General features: G+C 40.4%; 22 protein-coding genes, 1 tRNA gene and 1 riboswitch. Of the genes, 11 read left to right on the top strand and 12 right to left on the bottom strand.

What is annotated here, in order from left to right; translation table 11 throughout:
• Window positions 1–30 precede the first annotated feature (30 nt).
• Complete coding sequence (locus HWE15_RS00715) at window positions 31–1,764, top strand: RagB/SusD family nutrient uptake outer membrane protein (RefSeq protein WP_290505575.1); 1,734 nt, start codon at window positions 31–33, stop codon at window positions 1,762–1,764.
• A 136-nt stretch (window positions 1,765–1,900) separates the two neighbouring features.
• A complete protein-coding gene (locus HWE15_RS00710) occupies window positions 1,901–5,422 on the top strand; it encodes a VCBS repeat-containing protein (RefSeq protein ID WP_290505574.1) in 3,522 nt (1,173 codons plus the stop codon).
• Here HWE15_RS00710 and HWE15_RS00705 read toward each other — a convergent pair.
• Window positions 5,419–6,180: a creatininase family protein gene (locus tag HWE15_RS00705; RefSeq protein ID WP_290505573.1), complete on the bottom strand. Its 762-nt coding sequence runs from the start codon at window positions 6,178–6,180 to the stop codon at window positions 5,419–5,421. The genes HWE15_RS00710 and HWE15_RS00705 overlap by 4 nt on opposite strands.
• A 76-nt stretch (window positions 6,181–6,256) precedes the next feature.
• Here HWE15_RS00705 and HWE15_RS00700 point away from each other — a divergent pair, with 76 nt between their 5' ends.
• The 4 genes from HWE15_RS00700 (at window position 6,257) to HWE15_RS00685 (ending at window position 10,085) form a co-directional block, all read left to right on the top strand.
• Window positions 6,257–7,240 (top strand): isoaspartyl peptidase/L-asparaginase family protein, encoded by a 984-nt coding sequence (locus HWE15_RS00700; protein ID WP_290505572.1) that lies wholly within the window; start codon window positions 6,257–6,259, stop codon window positions 7,238–7,240.
• Window positions 7,241–7,243: 3 nt separating this feature from the next.
• Complete coding sequence (locus tag HWE15_RS00695; RefSeq protein ID WP_290505571.1) at window positions 7,244–7,984, top strand: copper homeostasis protein CutC; 741 nt, start codon at window positions 7,244–7,246, stop codon at window positions 7,982–7,984.
• The gene (locus HWE15_RS00690; protein WP_290505570.1) at window positions 7,981–9,513 is read left to right on the top strand and encodes a VCBS repeat-containing protein; all 1,533 of its coding nucleotides are present in this window, start codon (window positions 7,981–7,983) and stop codon (window positions 9,511–9,513) included. The genes HWE15_RS00695 and HWE15_RS00690 overlap by 4 nt, the downstream gene beginning before the upstream one ends.
• Before the next feature lie 110 nt (window positions 9,514–9,623).
• Complete coding sequence (locus tag HWE15_RS00685) at window positions 9,624–10,085, top strand: CBS domain-containing protein (protein WP_290505569.1); 462 nt, start codon at window positions 9,624–9,626, stop codon at window positions 10,083–10,085.
• Between the two features lie 22 nt (window positions 10,086–10,107).
• Here the strand turns inward: HWE15_RS00685 and HWE15_RS00680 are convergent, their stop codons facing one another.
• The 4 genes from HWE15_RS00680 to HWE15_RS00665 form a co-directional block, all read right to left on the bottom strand.
• Window positions 10,108–11,283: a PLP-dependent aspartate aminotransferase family protein gene (locus HWE15_RS00680; protein WP_290505568.1), complete on the bottom strand. Its 1,176-nt coding sequence runs from the start codon at window positions 11,281–11,283 to the stop codon at window positions 10,108–10,110.
• A gap of 93 nt (window positions 11,284–11,376) precedes the next feature.
• A riboswitch (SAM riboswitch) is annotated at window positions 11,377–11,484 on the bottom strand.
• 54 nt (window positions 11,485–11,538) lie between these two features.
• Window positions 11,539–12,099, bottom strand: a complete 561-nt coding sequence (pth, locus tag HWE15_RS00675) for an aminoacyl-tRNA hydrolase (protein WP_290505567.1) — start codon at window positions 12,097–12,099, stop codon at window positions 11,539–11,541.
• Between the two features lie 70 nt (window positions 12,100–12,169).
• A complete protein-coding gene (locus HWE15_RS00670; protein ID WP_290505566.1) occupies window positions 12,170–12,751 on the bottom strand; it encodes a 50S ribosomal protein L25/general stress protein Ctc in 582 nt (193 codons plus the stop codon).
• 25 nt (window positions 12,752–12,776) lie between these two features.
• Window positions 12,777–13,703: a ribose-phosphate pyrophosphokinase gene (locus HWE15_RS00665; RefSeq protein WP_290505565.1), complete on the bottom strand. Its 927-nt coding sequence runs from the start codon at window positions 13,701–13,703 to the stop codon at window positions 12,777–12,779.
• Window positions 13,704–13,935: 232 nt separating this feature from the next.
• Here HWE15_RS00665 and HWE15_RS00660 point away from each other — a divergent pair, with 232 nt between their 5' ends.
• Together HWE15_RS00660 and HWE15_RS00655 are read left to right on the top strand one after the other, a co-directional pair.
• Window positions 13,936–16,647 (top strand): M14 metallopeptidase family protein, encoded by a 2,712-nt coding sequence (locus tag HWE15_RS00660; RefSeq protein ID WP_290505564.1) that lies wholly within the window; start codon window positions 13,936–13,938, stop codon window positions 16,645–16,647.
• A 133-nt stretch (window positions 16,648–16,780) separates the two neighbouring features.
• The gene (locus tag HWE15_RS00655; RefSeq protein WP_290505563.1) at window positions 16,781–17,497 is read left to right on the top strand and encodes an EcsC family protein; all 717 of its coding nucleotides are present in this window, start codon (window positions 16,781–16,783) and stop codon (window positions 17,495–17,497) included.
• Between the two features lie 29 nt (window positions 17,498–17,526).
• Here HWE15_RS00655 and HWE15_RS00650 read toward each other — a convergent pair.
• Window positions 17,527–17,599 (bottom strand) — tRNA-Gln (locus HWE15_RS00650).
• Between the two features lie 275 nt (window positions 17,600–17,874).
• Between HWE15_RS00650 and HWE15_RS00645 the strand changes: the two genes are divergently transcribed.
• Entirely contained in the window at window positions 17,875–18,126 is a 252-nt protein-coding gene (locus HWE15_RS00645) for a hypothetical protein (RefSeq protein ID WP_290505562.1), read from the top strand.
• 49 nt (window positions 18,127–18,175) lie between these two features.
• On the opposite strand, the gene rplI is transcribed toward HWE15_RS00645, so the two are convergent.
• The 4 genes from rplI to HWE15_RS00625 all read right to left on the bottom strand — a co-directional run bounded on the left by rplI (window position 18,176) and on the right by HWE15_RS00625 (window position 20,354).
• Entirely contained in the window at window positions 18,176–18,619 is a 444-nt protein-coding gene (gene rplI / locus HWE15_RS00640; protein WP_290505561.1) for a 50S ribosomal protein L9, read from the bottom strand.
• A 36-nt stretch (window positions 18,620–18,655) separates the two neighbouring features.
• Entirely contained in the window at window positions 18,656–18,907 is a 252-nt protein-coding gene (gene rpsR, locus HWE15_RS00635; protein ID WP_024281712.1) for a 30S ribosomal protein S18, read from the bottom strand.
• Window positions 18,904–19,275, bottom strand: coding sequence for a 30S ribosomal protein S6 (gene rpsF / locus HWE15_RS00630; protein WP_290505560.1), 372 nt, complete (start codon window positions 19,273–19,275; stop codon window positions 18,904–18,906). Before rpsF ends, rpsR begins: the two co-directional genes overlap by 4 nt.
• Window positions 19,276–19,424: 149 nt before the next feature.
• Window positions 19,425–20,354, bottom strand: a complete 930-nt coding sequence (locus HWE15_RS00625) for a hypothetical protein (protein ID WP_290505559.1) — start codon at window positions 20,352–20,354, stop codon at window positions 19,425–19,427.
• Between the two features lie 17 nt (window positions 20,355–20,371).
• Here HWE15_RS00625 and HWE15_RS00620 point away from each other — a divergent pair, with 17 nt between their 5' ends.
• Window positions 20,372–20,956 carry a methyltransferase gene (locus HWE15_RS00620; RefSeq protein WP_290505558.1) on the top strand — a complete coding sequence of 195 codons (585 nt, stop codon included), beginning with the start codon at window positions 20,372–20,374 and terminating at the stop codon, window positions 20,954–20,956.
• Here the strand turns inward: HWE15_RS00620 and HWE15_RS00615 are convergent.
• Window positions 20,950–21,726, bottom strand: coding sequence for an O-methyltransferase (locus tag HWE15_RS00615; protein WP_290505557.1), 777 nt, complete (start codon window positions 21,724–21,726; stop codon window positions 20,950–20,952). The genes HWE15_RS00620 and HWE15_RS00615 overlap by 7 nt on opposite strands.
• Before the next feature lie 6 nt (window positions 21,727–21,732).
• Window positions 21,733–22,119, bottom strand: a complete 387-nt coding sequence (apaG, locus tag HWE15_RS00610) for a Co2+/Mg2+ efflux protein ApaG (RefSeq protein WP_290505556.1) — start codon at window positions 22,117–22,119, stop codon at window positions 21,733–21,735.
• Window positions 22,120–22,419: 300 nt separating this feature from the next.
• Here apaG and ung point away from each other — a divergent pair, with 300 nt between their 5' ends.
• Window positions 22,420–23,082, top strand: a complete 663-nt coding sequence (gene ung / locus HWE15_RS00605; RefSeq protein ID WP_290505555.1) for a uracil-DNA glycosylase — start codon at window positions 22,420–22,422, stop codon at window positions 23,080–23,082.
• Window positions 23,083–23,111 lie beyond the last annotated feature (29 nt).

Genomic DNA, 23,111 nt, shown 5'->3' with positions numbered 1-23,111 from the left:
TCTAGTTATAGAAAATATAATTGATTAAAAATGAAAAATTTTAAATTAAAATTTGGAGCCCTATCATTGTCAGCGATGATGATGGTAGCAGTGAGTTGTTCTGACGAGTTCCTTGACGTGCCACCAACTGGTTTGCTTGCACAAGCTCAGCTGTCTTCATTGGCAGGTATTGAAGCTTCTTTGATTGCAGCATATTCTCAGGTGAATGGCCGAGGCAACCGTCTAGGTTCCCCATCCAACTGGGTTTGGGGAAGTATCCGAGGGGGAGAGGCTAATAAAGGTACTGACCCTGGTGACTTTACTACCATTAACCCAATTCAGCGTTTTGAAAATGATGCTGCTTCTGGTGAAATGGGATCAAAGTGGAACGTTGCATATGAAGGAATCGCACGTGCAAATAACGTCTTGAGACTATTGCAAGAGCCAGGCCCTGATGTAACAGACGCTGATGCCACTCGATTGGCTGCTCAAGCACGTTTCTTAAGAGCGCATTTCTATTTCGAACTGAAGCGTGATTATAACAATACGCCATATGTTGACGAGACAGTTGATTATGGTTCTGGTTTGGAAGAAATCAGTAATAACCAAGATCTATGGCCGTTTATCGAGGCGGATTTCCAATATGCAATTGACAACCTTCCTGCTACACAATCACAAGTGGGTCGTGTAAACTCATGGGCTGCTAAGGCTTACATGGGTAAGGTTTATTTGTATCAAGGAAAATTCTCTCAGGCAAAGTCCATGTTTGATGATGTAATCGCTAATGGTGTTACATCAAATGGATTGAAGTATGACTTGGTTCCTTACTATGATGACATGTTCCGAGGAGCTAATGATAACCATCAGGAATCTGTTTGGGCATATCAGTCTGCTGCAGGTACAGGATCTGTATTGAATGCGAACCCTGAGTTTGACTTGAACTTCCCATACAATACCGGACCTGCTGGACCGGGTAACTGTTGCGGATTCTTCCAGCCAAGCTTCACTTTCGTGAATGCGTTTAGAACTGATGCAAACGGTCTTCCTTTGTTGGATAAGTCTTACAATGATCCTGCTAATAGAGTAGTAAGTGATATGGGACTTAACTCAGATCAAGCATTTACTCCAGATGCAGGAAACTTGGATCCACGATTGGATCATACAGTAGGACGTAGAGGAATTCCTTACTTGGATTGGCAAGATCATCCAGGTGCTGCTTGGATTCGTAACCAACCTAACGGTGGTCCTTACTCTCCTAAGAAGTATGTTTATGCTCGTTCTGAGCAGGGTTCCTTCCAGGATAACTCTTCTTGGACTCCTGGTTACACTGGTATCAACTTCATGATCATCCGATTTGCTGATGTACTTTTGATGTCTGCTGAAGCAGATATCGAAACTGGCAACTTGGAAAGTGCTCGTGCTAAGGTGAACCGTGTACGTGAAAGAGCAATGAACTCTGAATTGCTTCGAGAAGATGGAACTCCAGCTGCTAATTATGTGATTTCTACTTACGACGCTCCTTGGACAGATGCAAACGCTGCAAGAGCTGCTGTTCGTATGGAGAGAATGCTAGAACTTGGTATGGAAGGACATAGATTCTACGATCTAGTTCGTTGGAATACTGTTCAGGAAGAATTGGACTTCTACTTTGCACTTGATGGAACTATCTTAACCGGTGCTTTGGGTGGAGCGAAATACTCTGATAAGTATCGTTGGGTTCCAATTCCTCAAGATCAAATTGACCTAGTTGGATCTGATATATTGATCCAGAATCCTGGATTCTAATCATCAAATTAAAAATTTAAAAAGGGACCGAATTTTGGTCCCTTTTTTTGTTTATAGACAGTCAATTCTGGTAATTTTTTTTTACCCTATTTGATTAAATAGTAATTTCAAGACTAGTACTCACCCTCACTGAATCATGAAGATTAAAATTGTCTTAACCTCCCTTATTCTTTCATCTATTTTCTACTCTTGCAAAAAGAGCGACACCCTATTTCAGTTGAAATCCGCTGATGAAACCGGGATAGATTTCAATAATGAAATCATTGAAACGGATTCCTTTAATATTCTGACAGATGAATATATTTTTAATGGAGGCGGTGTAGCTGTGGCAGATTTTGACCAAAATTGTCTCCCCGATTTGTTTTTTACAGGGAATCAAGTCTCGAATAAGCTTTATCTAAATCAAGGTAGTTTTAAGTTTTCTGATGTTTCTGAAGAAGCCGGTATTTCCGCATCCGATAAATGGTGCACGGGTGTGACCGTGGTGGATATCAATGAAGACGGTTGGATGGATATTTATGTGGTCGCAGCCATGAAGACTGGGCTTGGGGAACGCAATAATTTACTTTTTGTCAACCAGGGAAAAAATGAAGCAGGTATTGTGACTTTTCTGGAAATGGCTGAAACCTATGGAATCGCTGATTCTGGAAATGGAATGGGAGCCGCCTTCGTGGATTATGATTTGGATGGAGATTTGGATTTATATGTGCTGAATAATGAGCAAAGCAAAATAACGCCTTCCAATTATCGAGAAAAAATCACGGATGGTACTGCCATCAATAATGATGCGTTCTATCGGAATAATGGTGACGGGACATTTTCAAATGTGACGCAAGAGGCAGGGATTACCATTGAAGGTTTTGGCCTTGGACTGTTGATTGCTGACTTAAACAATGATGGCTGGCCAGATATACACGTTTCCAACGACTATGTGACCAATGACCTTCTTTATATCAATAATCAGGACGGTAGTTTTTCAAATCAAATTTCCCAAAAACTGAAACATCAAAGCCAGTTTTCCATGGGTTCTGATGTGGCTGATTTCAACAATGATATGATGCCGGATATTGTCACCTTGGATATGCTGGGTGAGGATAATTATCGCAAAAAGACAACTATTGGAAAGAACTCCTACCAAGTCTATATCAGTAATGAACAATGGGGGTACGAATACCAACATGTTCGAAATATGCTTCACATGAATAATGGACCCAAGGCTCCATTTAGTGAAATCGGCATGTATGCGGGCATGTATCAGACGGACTGGTCCTGGTCTCCACTTTTTGGTGATGTGGATCAGGATGGATGGCGAGATTTACTCATTACGAATGGCTTTCCTCGAGACATCACCGATAAGGATTTTGCGAATTATCGTGCTGATGTGGGGAATATTGCAACCGTTCGACAACTGTTGGATTCTATTCCAATTGTAAAAATCCCGAATTATGCATTTAAGAATCAAGGAGATTGGACCTTTGCCAATAGTGGAATGGAATGGGGTTTGGATAAGCCTTCTTTCTCCAATGGAGCTGCTTTAGTGGATTTAGATTTGGATGGGGATTTGGATTATGTGGTCAATAATATAAATGATCCGGCCTTTGTTTTTGAAAATACATTAAATAAAAAAGATGAAAAAGGGGATTTTTTGAAGGTGTCATTAAAAGGACCTGCTTCTAATCCTCAAGGCCTGGGTGCAAAGGTAGTGTTGACTTTTTCTGATGGGACCAAGCTTTTTCAAGAACAGCAATTGGTGCGAGGATATATGTCCACCCTTGACGCAGTTATGCATTTTGGTTTGGGGAAGAATCGGTCTGTTAAGGAATTAAAAGTGCTTTGGCCAGATGGAAAAGTCAATCAGGTATCTTCTGTTGAACCGAATCAAACTCTTTCGATTGATTATAACCAATCTCAACCTGGGAAATATTCCTTGGCCATTTTGGATTTTGACAATGAAAGTCCTCTTGTGGAAGAAGTGACAGATCAGATCGGGATTTCATTTGTTCACCAAGAGCAGGATAAAATTGATTACAATGTGCAGCGTACCTTGCCTCATAAATTGACTCAATATGGGCCTGCTTTGGCTGTTGGAGATTTGAATGGAGATGGGATGGAAGACTTGGTAGTTGGTTCTTCTTCTGGAAATCAGCCAATAGCCTTTATTCAACAAGCAGATGGTACTTTTTCGGAAAAAGCCGTAGTTGGGGATGAAAATGCAAGCTTTGAGGAGATGGGAATTTTACTTTTTGATGTAGACAATGATCGGGATTTGGATTTGTATTTGGTCGGGGGAAGTAATGAGTTTTTGCCTAATGCTGCCGAGTATAATGATCGCTTGTATCTAAATGATGGGAAAGGGAATTACACCCAAGATTCGAATTTTCAGGAAGTAAAAGCCAGTGGGAGTGTGGTTCGTGCAGCCGATTTCGATCAAGATGGCTTTTTGGATCTATTTGTGGGAGGAAGGACCCCTTTTGCTCAGTTTCCATATCCGGAAAAGAGCTTCTTATTGAAAAACAATGAAGGAAAATTGAGTGATGTGACCGGAGAGCAGGCTCCTGAATTGAGTCAAGTTGGAATGGTGACTGATGCCATTTGGTCAGATGTGGATTTGGATGGGGCTGTCGATTTAGTGGTAGTAGGAGAGCTAATGGCTATTCAGGTTTTTCATAATAAAAATGGAAGACTTGAATTAAAGGAAGATACAGGTTTGGAAAATCATAAAGGTTGGTGGAATTCGATTACCTCTGGTGATTTTGACCAAGATGGGGATGTGGATTTTGTAGTAGGTAACCTTGGAGCGAATAACCATTTCCATCCTTCTGTTGAGAGACCTTTTAAAATCTATGCTAAAGATTTTGATCAAAACGGAAGTGTAGATCCTGTGATCTTTTCGTGGTATAAGGATCGATCGGGGAATTTTGAATCTTTCCCAAGTCATTTTTGGGATGATTTATATGGGCAAAGCATTCTGTTTAGAAGAAAATTTGAACGGTATAAAACCTATGCTGAAGCCACGGAACAGACTTTATTTACGGAGGAGGAGCGGAAAGAGGCCCTGATTTTGGAAGGGAATTTTGATCGATCCGCCTATGTCGAAAATTTAGGAGGTGGAAAGTTTGAAATCCATGAGCTACCGAAAGAAGCGCAATTGGCGCCAGTATTTGGCTTGGTATCGGAAGATGTAAATGGTGATGGAAATCTGGATGTGGTACTGGTTGGTAACGATTTCGGGAATGAAATCTTCATTGGAAGGCTTGACGCTTTGAATGGTTTGGTGCTTTTAGGAGATGGGGCAGGAGGGTTTGAATCTGTTAATTCGAACGAAAGTGGATTTTTAGTTCCAGGTGATGCCAAAGCCATGGTGAAACTAAATAGAGCTTCAGGCAGTGCCCTATTGATTGCTTCTCAAAATAGAGGAGAGCTCAAATCATTTGCTTTGAAAAATAAAGAGGAGCAAACAATAGTGCCGGGTCAAGATATCATTGCCTTAGTGGTAGAACTTGAAAATGGTAAAACAATCCGTTATGAGCCCGGATTTGGAAGTGGCTTTTTATCCCAATCTTCCAGAGAAATCCGACTTCCGGAAGGAGTGAAGGGCATCAAAGCGATTAATTTTAGAGGAGAAGTTCAAGAATTGGATGGAGCTGTATTGAATTAACGATACAGCTCATCTGGTTTTACTTGACAAATATCTAAGAAAAGCTGGGCTACTTTGTCAGTCACATCCTCAAAATAGCGCTTTCCTTTTTCAGGAGTGGCTTTTTTTGGATTTCCTACGCCTGTGTCCTGCGTGACCTGAGACCATTTTCGTTCGGCCCAAGCCCATCTTTCCCGAACCCCTTGAATACTTGATTTCTTGTCCTTTCCATCGCCTGCTTCCTCAAGTGGTAGTACCAATTCTGGATGCAAATACTGTATCAATGCTGTTTCCATTTCGTCTGCATGGTCACCTTCTTCTTCGAAGTATTTGGTCTTGTCCAAGGCTTGAAACCAATTACAAGTAAATAGCAACATGTCTGGAAATTGGAGGCCTAATTCACGCAATGCAGTTTTGAAATCATTTCCTCCATGACTATTTAAAATCAAGAATTTTTTGACACCCTGTCGATTCAATACTTCCAAAATATCCCGAATGATAGCCATTTGAGTACTTGGGTTCATGTTGATGTCCAGATAAATATCTGCTTGACCAGTATTGACGCCAAAAGGGATGCTAGGTAAGACAACCACATTTCCTCCTTTTTCCCAAGCTTTTCTTCCGGCTTCGGCACCAATAGCGTCTGCTTCAAAAATATCTGTCCCATAAGGCATGTGGTAATTATGCGCCTCTGTGGCTCCCCAGGGTAACACTGCTAATTCATAGCGATGCGTTTTTAAATATTTCCAGGTGCATTCTTTGAGCAGATAAGGTCTCATTTTTTTATGATTTGGTGGGAAATTGAAGAAAAAGCCTTGATATTAATCATTCAAAACTCCATCTAAATTATCATTCATGTCTCAAAGAAGAAAGTTTATTAAAAAATCAATCCTTGGTTCGCTGATAGCTCTGCCAACTTTAAGTCATGCGCTGCCAAATCTTTATTCTTCTCCAAGGAAAAAAGAAGACGGACCCTTGATTCTTTCAACTTGGAACCATGGCCTTCCGGCTAATGCTGCAGCCATCAAAAAATTCAAAGAAACAGGAAGTATTTTGGATGCCGTGGAAATAGGAGTAAAAGACACAGAATTGGATTTGGATAATTTATCCGTTGGGCTTCAGGGTTTACCGGATCGAGAGGGGATCACAACCTTAGATGCCTCTATTATGACCGGAGATGGATCTTGTGGGTCAGTTGCTTTTGTCAGGCAGGTGAAGCATCCGATCTCGCTTGCAAGGGCCGTGATGGAAAAGACACCCCATGTAATGCTGGCAGGAGAAGGAGCGAGACAATTTGCCATTTCACAGGGCTTTCCCATCGAGGAGGAAAAACTCAGTCCGAAAGCTCAAAAAGCTTACGATGAATGGAAAAAAACAAGTAACTATAAGCCAGTTATCAATATCGAAAACCATGATACGATTGGTATGATAGGGATGGATGCTCAGGGAAATTTAGCTGGAAGCTGTACTACTAGTGGACTTGCTTATAAAATGCATGGAAGAGTGGGGGATAGCCCCATTATTGGCGCAGGTTTGTATGTAGATAATGAAGTGGGGGCTGCCACAGCGACAGGATTAGGAGAATCCATTATTCGGATTTGTGGAAGCTTTCTGATTGTAGAATTAATGCGACAGGGGAGAACTCCTCAAGAAGCTTGTGAAGAAGCAGTGAGGCGATTGATTTCTAAAAACAGAAAAGATATTTCCAATATTCAAGCTGGCTTTTTAGCCATCAATAAGGATGGAGAAGTGGGCGCTTTTGCAGTTCAGCCTGGATTCAATTATGCAAAAGCCGATTTGAATAAAAATGAATTAATCGACTCCAAGAGTCATTTTTAAGGAATGGAATATTTATTGGAAGCCCCTGTTTTTACGCTTCAAGCCGCCTTGGATGCAGCGCGATTTGGGGTCCATCGACTGGAATTGTGTGCGAACTTTCCAGAAGGTGGCGAAACACCGAGTGCAGGGATGCTTAAAACTCTAAAAAGCGAATTGGATATTCCGGTATTCGTCATGATTCGGCCAAGAGGTGGGGATTTTTGTTATTCTCCAAAGGAATTATTGGTGATGAAGAAGGATATCGAAATTTTAGGGGAGATCGGTGCCGATGGATTTGTTTTTGGGGCATTGGATGTCTATGGGAACATTCATTCAGAAGCATGTGAAAGTCTTCTCCGAGCTGCTTCAGGAAAACCCTGTACTTTTCATCGAGCATTTGACGTTTGTAAGGATCCTGAAAATTCCATGGAAGAAATTATCCGCTTAGGATTTAAAAGGATACTTACTTCGGGAGCGAAAAATTCCGTTTCAGAGGGGATTCCGTTAATTGAAAAATTGATTCAAAAAGCCGGTGATCGAATCATTATTATACCAGGTGGAGGATCAAAGCCCAAACATGTTCATCAGTTAAAAAGATTGGAGGGATTTCGAGAAATTCATGCTTCCTGTAAAACAACGGTAAGATCCATCAATCAATTTTTTAATCCAGATGTAAAATTTTCTGCTGACCCAGAGGATTTTAAATTTCATTTGGGTATTGACCAAACTATTGTTGAACAGTTTTTGGAGGCATTTTCGGAATGAAGAGATTACTGCTAGGCGTAGTTGTTGCTGTTTTTTTTGCCTGTGAACCTATATCGGAACGCAAACAACCCATTCCAAGTCTTTACCAATTGTCCCAAATGGATTTGAATTTGGATGGTGAAAAACTTGCGGAACTTTATTGTGCCAACTGCCACATCAAACCCAATCCGGATATTTTAGATAAGGAAACTTGGGAAAAAAAGGTGCTTCCGGATATGCGGATGCGGATGGGCTTGTATTTGGCAGAAGATTTTGGGGTTACCTTACCAAGTGATAATGGGGTTCCGAAAGGGATTTACTCTGATATTCCTTTGATAAAGAGGGATGATTGGGAAAAATTGAAAAACTATTACCTGGAATTTGCGCCTGATACGCCACTTCCTCAGGAAGAAAAGCTTACTCCTCAGCTAGGAATTCCAAATTTCAATGTAGAGATTCCTGAGTTTGACTTTTTATACCCTGACTTGATTACCATGATCCAGGTAGATAATCAATCCAATATTTGGCTTGGGCATCGTTTTAAACGACTTTTTCAATTGAAATTTAACGGGAAATTTGAACTCATTGATTCCTTGGTGACCGATGTGGCTCCCGTTTCAATTCATTTCGATCAATCTGGATTTGAATTACTCTCTATGGGATTGATGGATCCATCGAATGATTCTTTAGGTACTCTGGAACAATTTGAAAAGGTAGGACAGCAATGGGAAGCGACTCGGTTGAAAAGCAAATTGATGCGACCAGTAGACCTTGCAGTAGGTGATTTGGATGGGGATGGAATTGAAGATCGTGTCATCTCTCAATTTGGAAATCATTTGGGAAAATTGAGTGTGTATTTTACCAGGGAGGATTCGGAAGAAGAGGTTGTTTTAAAAGCTTTACCAGGAGCTAGGAAGGTGAAGCTTTTGGATTTTGATCAGGATGGGGATCTCGATGTATTTGGCATGATGACCCAAGCAAGAGAAGGGATTTATTTTTGGGAAAATACCGGAGACGGCCGGTTCTCAGAGAAGGTGCTTCTGGAGTTTCAGCCAGCTTTTGGGAGCAGTGATTTTCAGTTGGAGGATTTTGATCAAGATGGCTTATTGGATATTGTGATAGTAAATGGGGATAATGCGGACCTATCTCAAATTTTGAAGAATTTTCATGGAGTAAGGATTTTTAAAAATAAAGGGAGTTTTGAATTCGAAGAGTCCTGGTTTTACCCCATGTATGGGGCAAGTGGGGTTCAGGTAGATGATTTTGATCAGGATGGGGATAAGGATATTGTGGCAATTTCTTTTTTTCCAGATTCTAAGCAGTCTCCCCGTCAAGATTTGATCTATTTTGAAAATTTAGGTGATGAACAATTTCAACCTTTTGTGACGGACTTAGATATTGATGCAAATTTCCTGATTATAGCAAAAGGTGATGTTGATCTGGATCAGGATCAAGATATTTTAGTTGGTGCGTTTGATTTTAATGATTTGTATAAAAGGGCATCTGAAAACTGGCAACCATTTATTCTCCTTAGAAATAAAATTTTTTAAAAGTCATTTTTATTAAAATAATAGCCTGAAAAATATTTATTTATGGATTAATAATTTGAAAAATTAATGATTTTCAGTATATTATTCATCCAATTTTAAATTTTAAGGCTATGGTAAAAAGTTTCCAAGGAGTTCGAATGGTCTCATCCAAGCGTACTACTCCTACTCCCATTCTCGTCCGAGATCACATGAGTACCAATTTGGTTACCTTTCATCCTGACGATACAATAGATCAGGTGTTGGAAGTGCTGACTAGAAGAAAAATTTCCGGTGCTCCTGTGGTTGATGAGTCCGGCGGTTTGGTAGGGATCATTTCCGAGGTGGATTGCCTGAAGGAAATCATAAAAGGGAAATATACCAATACCCCAAAATTCCCTGCCAAGGTTAGGGAACATATGACGAGTGATGTGATTACACTTTCCCCTGACTTGTCCTTGTTCGACGCTGCAGGAAAATTTTTAGAATTAAAAATTAGGCGTTTTCCGGTAATGAAAGATGGGAAACTCGTTGGACAGATTAGCTTGAGTGATATTATTCGGGCCTTTCCAAAATTAAAATCAACGACATGGTAAATTAAAATAGGGCTTTGAAGCCCTATTTTTTTGACTGATCCAATGCTTTATCGATATCTCCGAGAATATCCTCCGGATGTTCTAGTCCCACAGAGACTCGTACAAGGCCATCTGTAATCCCCACTCGAAGTCTTTCTTCCTCGCTAAGTTTGCTGTGGGTAGTGGAGGCAGGATGTGTGATAATGGTTCTGCTGTCTCCCAGATTCGCAGTAATAGAAATCATTTCCAAATGATCGATGAATTTTTGAACCCGATCAAGACCTCCCTTTAATTGTAAAGTCAGGATTCCTCCTCCTTGACTCATTTGCTTTTTAGCTAGATGATATTGTGGATGAGATTTCAAGAATGGATAGTTGACTCGCTCGATTTCTGGATGTTCCTCAAAATATTCCGCGATTTTCAACGCGCTGCTGCAATGTCGATCCATCCGCACTGCTAGGGTTTCCAAGCTTTTGGATAGAATCCAGGAATTAAATGGAGAAATCGCCGGGCCAGTATGTCTTGTGAAAAACTGGATCTCTTTGATCAACTCTTTTTTTCCTAAAATCAATCCGCCTAAAACTCTTCCCTGACCATCCATGAATTTGGTAGCTGAATGGGCTACAAGGTGTGCACCCCATTTTGCAGGCTGCTGTAAATAGGGGGTAGCGAAGCAATTATCAACCACCAATATCAGATTGTATGCGGCTGCAAATTTTCCAGCCCATTCCAGGTCGATAATTTCCAATCCTGGATTAGACGGCGTCTCCAAAAAAAGCATCTTGGTATTTGGCTGGACTAATTGGTCCCAGTTTGTATAGTCCGAAATATCCCCATAGGTAGAGGAAATTCCCCATTTTGGGAAGATGCGGGTCAAGAGTTGATGGGTAGAGCCAAATAAAGAACGGGATGCTAAAATATGATCTCCTTGTTGCAAGAGTGAAGCCATGCTCGCAAACATAGCGGCCATTCCGGAGGCGGTGGCAATTCCGTCTTCTGTCCCTTCCGCTGCACAGACTTTCTCGATTAATTCGCTTGTGTTGGGATTGGCATAACGGGAATAGATGTTACCCGGGATTTCATCGGCAAAGGTTGCTCTTGCTTCTTCGGCTGAGTCAAATGTAAAGCTGGAAGTAAGATAAATGGGGCTGGAATGCTCTTTTTGATTGGATTTGGATGAATTAATCCGGATCGCTTGGGTTTCAAAGTGCTGACTCATAGAGGTTGGATTTGAATGAAAAATCAGGTTTTGATGAGAAAATCCAAGCCGAACATCAAAGAACTAAAAAAGTGAATAGACTCGCTATTTGCCAATTTATAGTCCCCTGATCGGGTAGGATTTGGCACCTTTCCCGAATTAATTCTGGGATGGTTGCCAGAGGGTCACAGAGCCTAGTCTCTCACCTCTTCTTTATAAATCTTTACCTGAAGTCCTGCAAAGTAAAGGGTTGGTTATTTAAATCCAAATCTTTACTTAATCGTTGAATTGAGTCATCGTTTGTGAAATTCCTATCGTACAAAAACCCAAGATCATATCGATAGCTTTGTCCATCATGATTGGTAGTTCTTCAAACTCCTGCTCACTAAATCTTCCCAGTACATATTCTACTTGCTTTCCTTTAGGGAAATCATTTCCGATTCCCATTCGAAGTCTTGGATAATTTTGGCCTCCTGTAAGATCTTCGATGTTTTTTAATCCATTATGTCCTGCAGAACTTCCCTTTGCGCGCATTCGAAGTTTGGAAAAGGGCAAGGCAACCTCATCCACTACAACCAGTAAATTTTCTTTTGGGATTTTCAGTTCTTTGAGCCAATAATTGACAGCCTTCCCACTTAGGTTCATGTAGGTGGTCGGTTTGATCAGGTGGATATTTCGGCCTTTATATTTGATTTCACTTTTAAAGGCCAATCGATCACTTTTCCAATCTGCTTCAAACTTATCTGCAAGCCGGTCCAAAGTCAGGAAACCGATGTTATGCCGAGTAAGCTCATAAGCAGGGCCAATATTGCCAAGTCCTACAATCAAGTATTTCATGGATGAATTTATTCTTAAAAAGAAAAAATCCTGCCCTTTGGAGGCAGGATTTCAATAAAGTTCAAGTGAATTAAGCTTCTTCTGTAGCTTTCTTTCCTCTCAAAGCTCTTGGGATACCGATAGTGACGATAGAAACGTTCGGGCTTGTCAAAATTTCAAAGCCTTCAACATTCAATTCACCTACCTTGAATGATTTACCAAGATCCAATTTAGAGATGTCCACTTCAATGAAGTCAGGGAAGTTTTTAGCAAGCCCCTTCACTTTCAAAGATCTAGTCTTCATTTCCAATTTACCACCCTTGGTGATACCTGGAGAATTTCCTACAACTTTTACTGGAATTTCGAATTTGATTGGTCGATCTTCAGTATAAGCCATGAAGTCAGCATGAAGCAAAGCCTCACTTACTGGATGGAACTGAGCTTCCTTGATAACTGCCTTGATGATCGTTCCTTCAATGTTGAGATCAACCAAGTGAACATCAGGAGTGTACAATAAGTCTCTGAACAAAATCGCAGGACTGTAGAAATGAATTTGCTCTGGAATACCTGGACCGTATACCACGCAAGGTACATTTCCTGATTCACGGATCTCCTTCAAACTAGCACCGTCGAGATTTGCTCTTTTAAACCCTATAATCTCAAGTGTTTTCATATGTATATGTATTTAAAATTGGTTCTTAAATAAATAAGGAACTGATGGAGGTGTTTCCAGTCACAGCATGAATGGCTTTTGAAAATAAATCCGCTACGCTAAGTACGCGGATCTTTGATGATTTCTGTTTTAGTGGGATCGTGTCTGTGATGACCAATTCCTCTAGTACAGAATTTTCTATATTTTCATAGGCTTTCCCGGATAAAACACCGTGAGTCGCGATAGCTCTCACAGATTTTGCTCCTTTGTCCATGATGATTTGTGCGGCCTTGCATAGGGTACCTGCGGTATCTACCAAGTCATCCACCAATACAACATCTCTTCCTTCAACATCTCCAATTACCTGCATAGAGGCAATTTCGTTCGCTCTTTTTCTGTGCTTATCACAGACGACCATATCTACTTCAAAATGCTTGGCGTAAGCCCTTGCTCTGGCTACTCCACCGACGTCCGGAGATGCGAAAATCAAATCCGGAAGGTTTAGCATTTGCAAATAGGGCACAAAGATAGCTGATCCATTTAAATGATCCAATGGTAGATCAAAAAATCCCTGAATCTGACCAGCATGCAAATCACAAGTCATGATTCGATCTGCACCCGCAGAGGTCAGCATATTTGCAATTAATTTTGCTGCAATCGAAACACGTGGTCGATCTTTTCGGTCCTGTCTGGCATAGCCAAAATAGGGGATAACTGCACAGACCTTGTAGGCACTGGCTCTTTTGGCTGCATCAATCATAAGGCAAAGCTCCAGGATGTTGTCACTTGGAGGATTGGTGCTTTGAATAATAAATACATTGCAGCCCCGGATGGATTCATCAAAGCTGGTGGACATCTCACCGTCACTAAAACGGGAAAGGGTAACCTCTCCAAGGTTTTTGCCAAAGTTTTTAGAGATTTTTTTGGCTAGTTCGGTGCTGTTTGATCCTGAAAATATTTTTACCTCAGACATGGGAATAGGGTTATGGCGGAATTTTTTTCTGGAAATCAAGACAAAAGTAAGAATTTTTGATGGTAAGGGAAGCCGTAACCCGACTAATACAAAAAATCCTTTTTTGAGGCTTCTTGGTTAGCTTGAACTCTAAAATTTTCCGATCCTGTAAAATATTGAGGAAAGCGGCATTCTATCTCAGTACCCTCTTTTTTTTACCTTATTTTTATAAAACGACTAGTATTTAAAACCTATGAGAAAAGATTTACGATCCCTATTCTTGATTTTACTGCTTTTGGCAGGATTTCAAATGCAGGCTCAACAAGTTCCCTCTCCAAAATCCCATTTTGGATTTGATATTGGAGACGATTACATGTTAGCCAATTTCACCCAAACGGAGGCTTACTTTAAAAAGGTAGCGGAGTCTTCTGACCGTGTGGTGATGACTAGTATCGGTAAAACCGAATATGGTCGTGACCAACCCATGTTGATCATCACAGCACCTAAGAACTTTGAAAACCTCGACCGCTTTAAAGAAATTTCCCAAAAATTGGCGCGAGCAGAGATGAGTAGGGAAGATGCGGAGACCTTGATTGCACAAGGAAAACCCGTTGTATGGATTGACGGTGGACTACATGCTAATGAGGTGGTTGGTCCTCATCAACTGATTCAAACTGTATATGAATTAGCATCCCGAAATGATGAGGAAACACTCAAAATCCTTGATGAGGTAATTATCCTATTGGTGCATGCAAATCCTGATGGGATGGAAATCATGTCTGATTGGTATATGCGAAAAGAAGATCCTACGCAACGTGACCAAAATATTCCCATCCTATATCAGAAATATGTTGGGCATGATAATAACCGGGATTTTTACATGAATAATATGTCTGAAGCAACTAATATGTCGCTTCAGCAATATGTGGAATGGATTCCCCAAATTATCTACAATCACCACCAATCCGGACCAGCGGGATCCGTTTTGGCAGGACCTCCTTATCGAGATCCATTCAACCATGTATTTGATCCATTGATTATTACAAGTTTGGATGCGGTGGGTGCAGCCATGATTAATCGACTTCATCAAGAAGATAAGCCGGGCTATACCCGATTGGATGGTTCGGTTTTCTCAACTTGGTGGAATGGTGGACTTCGTACTACACCTTATTATCATAATCAGATCGGGATTTTAACGGAGATTATTGGAAATCCTACCCCTTCATCGGTTCCATTGGTCCCAGATCGTTTGATTCCCAATAATGGGACTCCTTATCCAGTAACTCCACGAGATTGGCATTTCAAAACTTCTATTGAGTATTCCGTTTCCTTGAATTATGCCATTCTTAACCATGCTGTTCGTCATGGGGATGAATTGCTTCGAAACATTTATATCATGGGTAGAAGGTCCATTGAGAAGGGGCAAAAAGATACCTGGACTATGTATCCGAAGTATGCACAAGCGGTAGAAGATGCGTTTGAGCAAGCTCGAAAAGAAGGGAAAGCTCAGCGTCCAAGTGGATGGAGAGCAGGGCTTCCAAAGGAATTTTATGATGAAGTGTATACAGATCAAGCTAGAAAAGATCCTTACGGCTATATTTTACCAGCCGATCAAGCTGATTTCCCAACGGCTATCAAGTTTCTGAATGCCTTGATTAAATCTGGTATTTTGGTGCACAAAGCGACTGAAAATTTTACTGTGAATGGAAAATCTTATCCTGCGGGCTCTTACATTGTTAAGACAGCTCAGGCGTTTCGTCCGCATGTGATCGATATGTTTGAACCTCAGGATCACCCGAATGATTTCTTATATCCTGGAGGACCTCCGATCCGCCCTTACGATGCGGCTGGATGGACCTTGGCGTATCAAATGGGTTCTGAAATTGATCGGATCATGGAAGATTTTGATGGGCCTTTTGAAGCTGTTCCGTATGGAGAAATTCAATCGCCCCCGGCTAAAGCTTTGGCAAATGGATCCGGGTATTTGATTGATGTTCGGGGTAATAATTCCTTTATGGCTGTCAATGATCTATTGAAAGCTAAAGTAAAAGTTTATCGTACTACTGAGGAAGTGAATGGTCTGCCTGCAGGTTCTTTTTATGTGGGTTCAGCAGGAAAATCCATTTTGCAAAAAGCAGCGCAAGAATATGGGGTTTATGGTCAACCAGCCTCCCGTCCAAAAAGTGTAACCGAGGTAAAGCCAGCGCGAATTGGATTGTTTGATTATTACGGAGGATCCATGCCTTCTGGATGGGTTCGTTGGATGCTTGAACAGTTTCATTATGATTACAGCCTTGTCTTTCCTCAGGAAATTGACGCAGGAAATTTGAATGAAAAATATGACGTATTACTATTTATCGGCCCGGGTATTCCTGCCGCAGGAAGTCGGGGAGGAGGTAGGTCTCAACCGGATGCTACTGAAATCGATGAAAAATACCACCATATGCTGGGGAATTTCAGTGCTGATAAATCGGTACCTGCTATTGAAGAATTTTTAGAAAATGGTGGAAATGTAATTACGGTTGGTTCAGCTACCGAACTTGCCTTCCATTTAGGATTGCCTGTGAAGGATGCCTTGGTAGAGCTAGGATCGGATGGTGTTGAGCGTCCGTTGAGTGGTGAAAAATATTACATTCCTGGGTCTGTTTTAGAAATGTATGTCGACAATTCGCTACCAATCAATTATGGTATGGGAGAAAAGTCCTATATCATGTTTAATCGTTCTCCGGTTTTCCATCTAAGTCCAGAGGCTTCGAAAGAAGGTGTAAAAGTTCTGTCTTGGTTTGGGGAAGAAGAACCTCTCCGAAGTGGATGGGCTTGGGGCCAAGCGTATCTGAAAAATGGAGTCACCGCATTTGAGGCTCCATTTGGAAAAGGAAGATTATTTGCCTTTGGTCCTGAAATTACCTTCCGCTCTCAGTCTCATGGAACATTCAAAATGTTGTTTAACGGGCTTTACAGATAATTAATTTAGTACCCATTCAATAAATCCGCATCTTTGAAAAAAGGCGCGGATTTTTTGTTCTTGGATGTAAATTAATCGTTGATAAAAGTGAGTTCAATATGGCTTCAAAAGGCCTAGAATTAAGCAATTCAATATGGATACTTACCTGCATTATATTCAAGCTGATTTAACATCTTGGCTCTATCAAATGAAAAAACCTCCCTCCTTAGGTGGACGTTTGGCGCATGGAGTTCAAAAAACAATTAATCAGATCATTCCTGAAAAAGTCCATCGGGTAGTGACATCGGCGATTGAAAATATGGTCAAGCTGGTGATTTCCGGATCTTCTTGGATTGTCCCGAAAGCGCCTGCTCATCTTACGTTAAAAGAAAGGGAAATGAAAGTGCGTACCCGTATCAAGTGGTATCGAAATTCTGCTTCAGCCGAAGGCGCTATTACGGGTGCAGGAGGAATATTGATGGGTTTTGCTGATTTCCCGGCTTTTTTGGCAATTAAGATGAAAATGCTTTTTGATATAGCTGCTTTGTATGGGTATGATACCAAAGATTACCAGGAACGTCTGTTTTTATTGCATGTGTTCCAATTGAGTTTCTCTTCTCAAAAACGACGAAACGAGCTCATTGAACGAATTGAAAATTGGGAAGCCTATCGGGATCAACTTCCCAAGACCTTTGATGAGTTTGATTGGAAGACATTTCAATTGGATTATCGGGATTATATGGATTTGGCGAAGTTGGCTCAATTAATACCAATAGTGGGAGCTCCTGTGGGTGCATTAGCAAATTATAAGCTTACTGAGCAACTTGGAAAAAATGCGATGAATGCCTTTAGACTTCGCTTATGGACATAAAAAAACCTCCCAATTTGGGAGGTTTTTTGTTGACCCACTAGGGCTCGAACCTAGACTCTTCTGAACCAAAATCAGACGTGTTGCCAGTTACACCATGGGTCAGTCCGTTAAAGTGTCACAAAGGTAGAATCCTGCTCTTTTTTTTCCAAGTACCTGTCAAAAGTTTTTTGATTTTTTCCTTCAAAGGGCTTTTTAGAAGGATTTTTTGTGGCTGGATGCATTTTTTTTGAAAAAAATATTGAAAAAAATCACGTTAATTTTAGTCCGCAATCGATTGAAAAATTATCATACTGTTAATTATCAGTATGTTATATTGATAAATTCGAAATATTTAACTTGTTTTGTTTCGAATTTTAAGAAAACACAAACATTTAGCTATGAGCGTAGAAAAAATGGAAAAGACCGTTATCGATGCGGTTAACAAATTGGAGAAGCTGAAGGTCGGAGAATCTTTGGCTGCTGAATTGTCTTGGTGCTGGTTTAGCTACAAGAATGATCAGAATCCAGTGGGTTTGATCGAGAAAAGCGAGAAGGCCTTGGAATTGTTTAAAGCTGCACGCGAGAAAAACAGTAGAGCTGTTTCCAAGAAATTGGTTGAAGATCTTGAAAAGATCTTGGTATTGAACTAAAAAAAAGGGCTGAAATTTCAGCCCTTTTTCATTTTAGATTTGAGGTAGCTTATTCAGCTACTACTACAAATTTCACGTCAGTTTTTACTTCTCTATGAAGGTCAACTTCTGCAGAGAATTCACCGGCACCATCTACAGGTGTGTTGATGGCGATTTTCTTTCGGTCAATATCGAATCCCTGTGCAGCAAGTGCATCAGAGATCTGAAGTGTAGTTACTTTTCCGAAAATTTTACCGGTTTCACCGATTTTTGCTTTGATTTCCAATGTTACGTTGGCAAGCTTAGCAGCCAATTCTTCAGCGTCAGCTTTCAATTTTTCTGCTTTGTGAGCAGCTTGCTTAATGTTTTCTGCTAGGATCTTCTTGTTAGAAGTAGTAGCCAAAACAGCGTAACCTTGTGGGATAAGGTAGTTGCGACCATAACCTGGCTTCACATCTACCAAATCATTTTTATAGCCAAGACCTTTAATGTCTGTTTTTAGTATAATTTCCATTTCTGAATAGCTTTTTTGATGATAGGATAGAGTGAATTACTTCAAACCGTCAGTTACAAATGGTAACAAAGCCAAATGTCTTGCTTTTTTTACAGCTTGAGCGACTTTACGCTGGTACTTGGCAGAGTTTCCGGTCAATCTTCTAGGAAGAATTTTTCCCTGCTCATTTACAAATTTCAACAAGAAGTTAGGATCCTTGTAGTCGATGTACTTGATGCCATGCTTCTTGAATCGGCAATATTTCTTTTTTACTTCGCCTCTGTTGATTGGTTCATTGAATAGTGTCATTGGGCAGCTTCCTCCTTAGCTTCAGTTTTTTTGTTGAACTCTCCTTTTCTTCTTCTTTCCGCGTAAGCAATTGCGTGCTTGTCCAATACAGTAGTCAAGAATCGCATTACTTTTTCATCGCGACGGAATTCTACTTCCAACTTCTTGATAGCAGCTGGATCCGCTTTGAACTCAACCAATACATAGAAACCGGTGGTCTTCTTTTGGATGGTATAAGCCATCTTCTTAAGTCCCCAATTTTCCACATTGATAATTTCTGCCCCCTCTTCTTTTAACAAGTTCACGAACTTGTCGACAGTATCCTTCATCTGAACATCAGACAAAACGGGAGTTAAAATGAATACCGTCTCGTAGTTTCTTTGGAACATTTTTTAATGTGTTTATGGATTTTAATTAAACAGACCGCAAAAGTAGTGGAATATCTGCTTTTTTCCAAACCTTGTTTCTTCTCTCTTTTGGGAATTGACATAAAAAAACCTCTCTGATTTAGAGAGGTTTCTGAGTTTATCAAAAGTCTTTATCTCACCGAGAAGGTGGTGGATCCAATTTCGTAATTGTCTACAAATATTCTGACCGTATGATCTCCTGAGGTATAGTCAGATCCTTTTTCATAATAAAAGGTAAGAGACTCGCCTGAGTTGTTGAATAAGAAGTCCTGTTTAACAGTATAAAACTGCTCCACGCCGTCCATGGTAAAGGTTCCTGATCCTTTGGCCACGTCGAAAATAGGTTGTTCATTCGGTGCCAAGATTTGTACATAGACATTTCTTGGGCCTGGAGGTGCTACTTTGTTATCTGCAAAATTGAAGCTGATTTTGATGCGTTCAATTTGTCGGTTTCGAAAATCCTTGGTTGTTTCCACTCGTTCTTTTCCACGTCGGTTAATCGCAGAGACGCTGATGTTTTCTGCTTTAAGCATGGAGGCCACATTGACTTTTGCTTGCAGATCTTCTTTTTGAAGATTCAATTTGGCTACTTCCTCCTCTATTTCAGCTTGAGTGGTTTTGAGGTCTTGATTTTCAGCATATAGCTGCTGGTTCATGGCGCGCAATTCCAAAATCTCCTGATCTTTCTCCTGGAGCATGGAATTGTAGGACTGAATTCGCTTGTTCAACTCAGCAATTTCATTTGCGGTTCGTTGACGATTCGAGTTTCGCTCTGCAATCAATTGATCCCGAACTTGCTCCAAAGCAGCGATATCTCCTCCAAGTTTTTCGATTTCCTGAATTCGTAAGTTTAGTTGATAGGTTACGGAATCCAGTCGCTGGTTAAGTTGATTATTTTCTGTAGAGAGAAGTAGAATCTCCTCAGTCTTCTTGGTGCGGTCTACATAGTCCGTGTACAACTTGATTCCGCTGATAATAACAAGAAGGACTAGAACAATAATAATGATGTTCTTTCCTTGATCCTTTTTAGGTTCAGAATCTTTTTGAAAATTCGTGTTCATGTTTGGTATAGGGCTTTATGACTTATTTTGATGAAAGCTATTGGACCCAGCGCTACAACCTGGGGGCTACAGGCTGGGATATTGGCTATCCTTCGACACCGCTAGTACAATATTTAGACCAAATTGAAGACCGGGAAATCCAGATACTTATTCCTGGAGGTGGGAATGGACATGAAGCTGCATATGCATTCAAAAAAGGCTTTTTTAATGTTCATCTGCTTGATTTTTCCGAAATACCCTTAACAAATTTTAGCAAATCCTATCCGGATTTCCCGAAGGATCACATCCATCATGAGAATTTCTTTGAGCATTTAGGTTCCTATGATTTGATTTTGGAGCAGACGTTTTTTTGTGCTTTGCATCCAGATGAACGAGAAGCTTATTGTCAAAAAATGAAGGAACTATTGAAGCCAGGAGGGTTCTTGGCCGGAGTGTTATTTTCAACTGAATTTCTAAAATCTGGACCTCCATTTGGTGGGAATGAGGAAGTATACCGAACCCTTTTTTTAAAGTTTTTCAGCATTCAAAAACTCGAGCATTGTTACAATTCAATTCCCCCTCGAGCAGGGAATGAGTTGTTTTTTGAATTACAGAATCAATAAGGGAGAATGTAATGGCTTTTTTTTCCCTGGAAATCAAAAATCAAGACCCCGCATTCATAAAAATCTAAACTTAATTGTACTTCAGGTCTTGCAATAATTTCTTTCCAAGCTTTATGCATTCCTTTGGACCAATAAATGTCTGCGACTACCAGAATACTTTTTGAATGAATATGGGGAAGAATCATTTCAAAATAATTGAGTGTATCCTGATAGGTATGTGTGGCATCTATCAAAGCGAAATCAATGGGAGAATTCTCACGAAGAAAAATGGGGAGTTTCTCTTGGATTTTGCCCAGAATAAAAGTGGTATTGCTTGATTCAAAATCAGTCATCGCCACTTCTTGGATACTAGGGGAGCCTTCAAATGTGGTAAGCTTTCCCTTGGTAACTTTACTAAGATACCGGGTGGAAATTCCCATGCAGGTCCCTAGTTCTAAAATATTTTTTGCAGGCGTTTTACTTGCGAAGAATTGATACAGCTGAGCGAACTTTCTACCAGAAGTGGAATACTTGGTGATCGCAGAAATTTTCCGCTGTTTTTGAGGCACCTTCTTTGATCCTGCTCCAAAATCTACGACGGGGATTTGGAAATGGTTTTGAAGAAGTTTCTTCCGGAATACTTCAATTTCCAGATCTTTATCTTTTCTGGATTTTTTAAAATCCTGAAGTTCTTTGTAAAGAGCGTATAGGTAAGGGCTTTGTAAGGAATAATGATCTTCCTTTTTTAACCAATGATAGCAATACCCAAGAAAAGGAAATAGATCGGCCAAATCGGCTTAATTATGAAAAATATTGGCAATCATTTGAAATTCAGGAACCATTACCTCAAACTCTTTTTCGTTGTAGATTTTTTGCATGGTGTAGGCACCTTTCATTTTACCAAGGCCTGAACGAAGATTGCAGCCAGAAACATAGCTGTGCTTTTGTCCAGGTTCAAGAGTGGGCTGTTGACCTACTACACCGTCTCCCTCCACAATTTTTCGGTTTTCGGCAGCATCAGAAATTTCCCATCTTCGGCGCAACAATTGGACAGTTTGATCACTTTTATTATGAATCGTTACCTTGTAGGTGAAAACATAATGGTGCTGAAGAGGGCTGGAAAATTCGGCTTGATACGTGACTTCCACACTGACTTCAATGCCTTCCGTGATAGCTGTTACCATTTAAAATTATCGTTAAAAGTCAACAAATATACTAGGAACTATTTGAAAATCAATTCATTTACCGATGTATTAAACTTTGCTGTAATACTCTTTAAGTTAAGGAAAAGATAAAGAGATGCATGCCATCGATCCCTGTTTCCTTGGTTTTGAGCAAGTTACTCACAAGCTTTAAGCCATAAGATGTGGAAAATAGTTTGATGAATGAATCGCCTTAACTTGAAAAGCTCAGTTGACTAGATACCATTAAATTAGAATTAGCTCGGATACCTTTCTGGAATGTTCCAAAATCAAATACCATCAATGAAAGTAAGAATAGAAGAATCTTGGAATACTGCTCTAAAAGATATTTTTGAGAAAAAGTATTTTGTCGATTTAGTAAGCTTCGTGAAGTCAGAATACCAGTCTACCACTGTTTATCCCCCAGGAAAGTTAATTTTTAACGCCTTTGATCAATGTCCGTTAGAGCAAGTGAAAGTGGTTATCCTAGGTCAGGATCCTTATCATGGTCCGGGTCAAGCTCATGGATTATCTTTTTCAGTCAGGCCAGGAGTGCCTTTTCCTCCGAGTCTTTTGAATATTTTCAAAGAAATCAAATCCGATCTTGGGATTGACATGCCTCCTAATGGAGATTTGACTCGATGGGCAAAACAAGGGGTTTTTCTATTGAATGCAACCTTAACTGTTCGGTCAGGACAGGCGGGTTCTCATCAAAAACACGGTTGGGAGGAATTTACAGATACTGTGATTCATACCATCAGCGAAAAAAGAGCTCATGTAGTTTTTTTATTATGGGGTGCCTACGCAGGAAAAAAAGCAGATTTGATTGACCAAAATAAACATCTGGTTTTGAAAGCCCCACACCCGAGTCCTTTATCCGCACATCGTGGATTTTTGGGATGCAGGCATTTTTCACAAGCAAATGCCTATTTGGAGCAAAATGGAATCGCGCCTATACATTGGTAATTTTATTCTTCATCAAAAAAGCCCAGCTA

The sequence above is a fragment of the Algoriphagus sp. genome (assembly GCF_013373065.1).
In the GTDB taxonomy this organism is placed as follows: Bacteria; Bacteroidota; Bacteroidia; order Cytophagales; family Cyclobacteriaceae; genus Algoriphagus.
The sequence above is the reverse complement of the archived record's forward strand: the minus strand, read 5'-3'. Positions and strand labels throughout refer to the sequence as shown.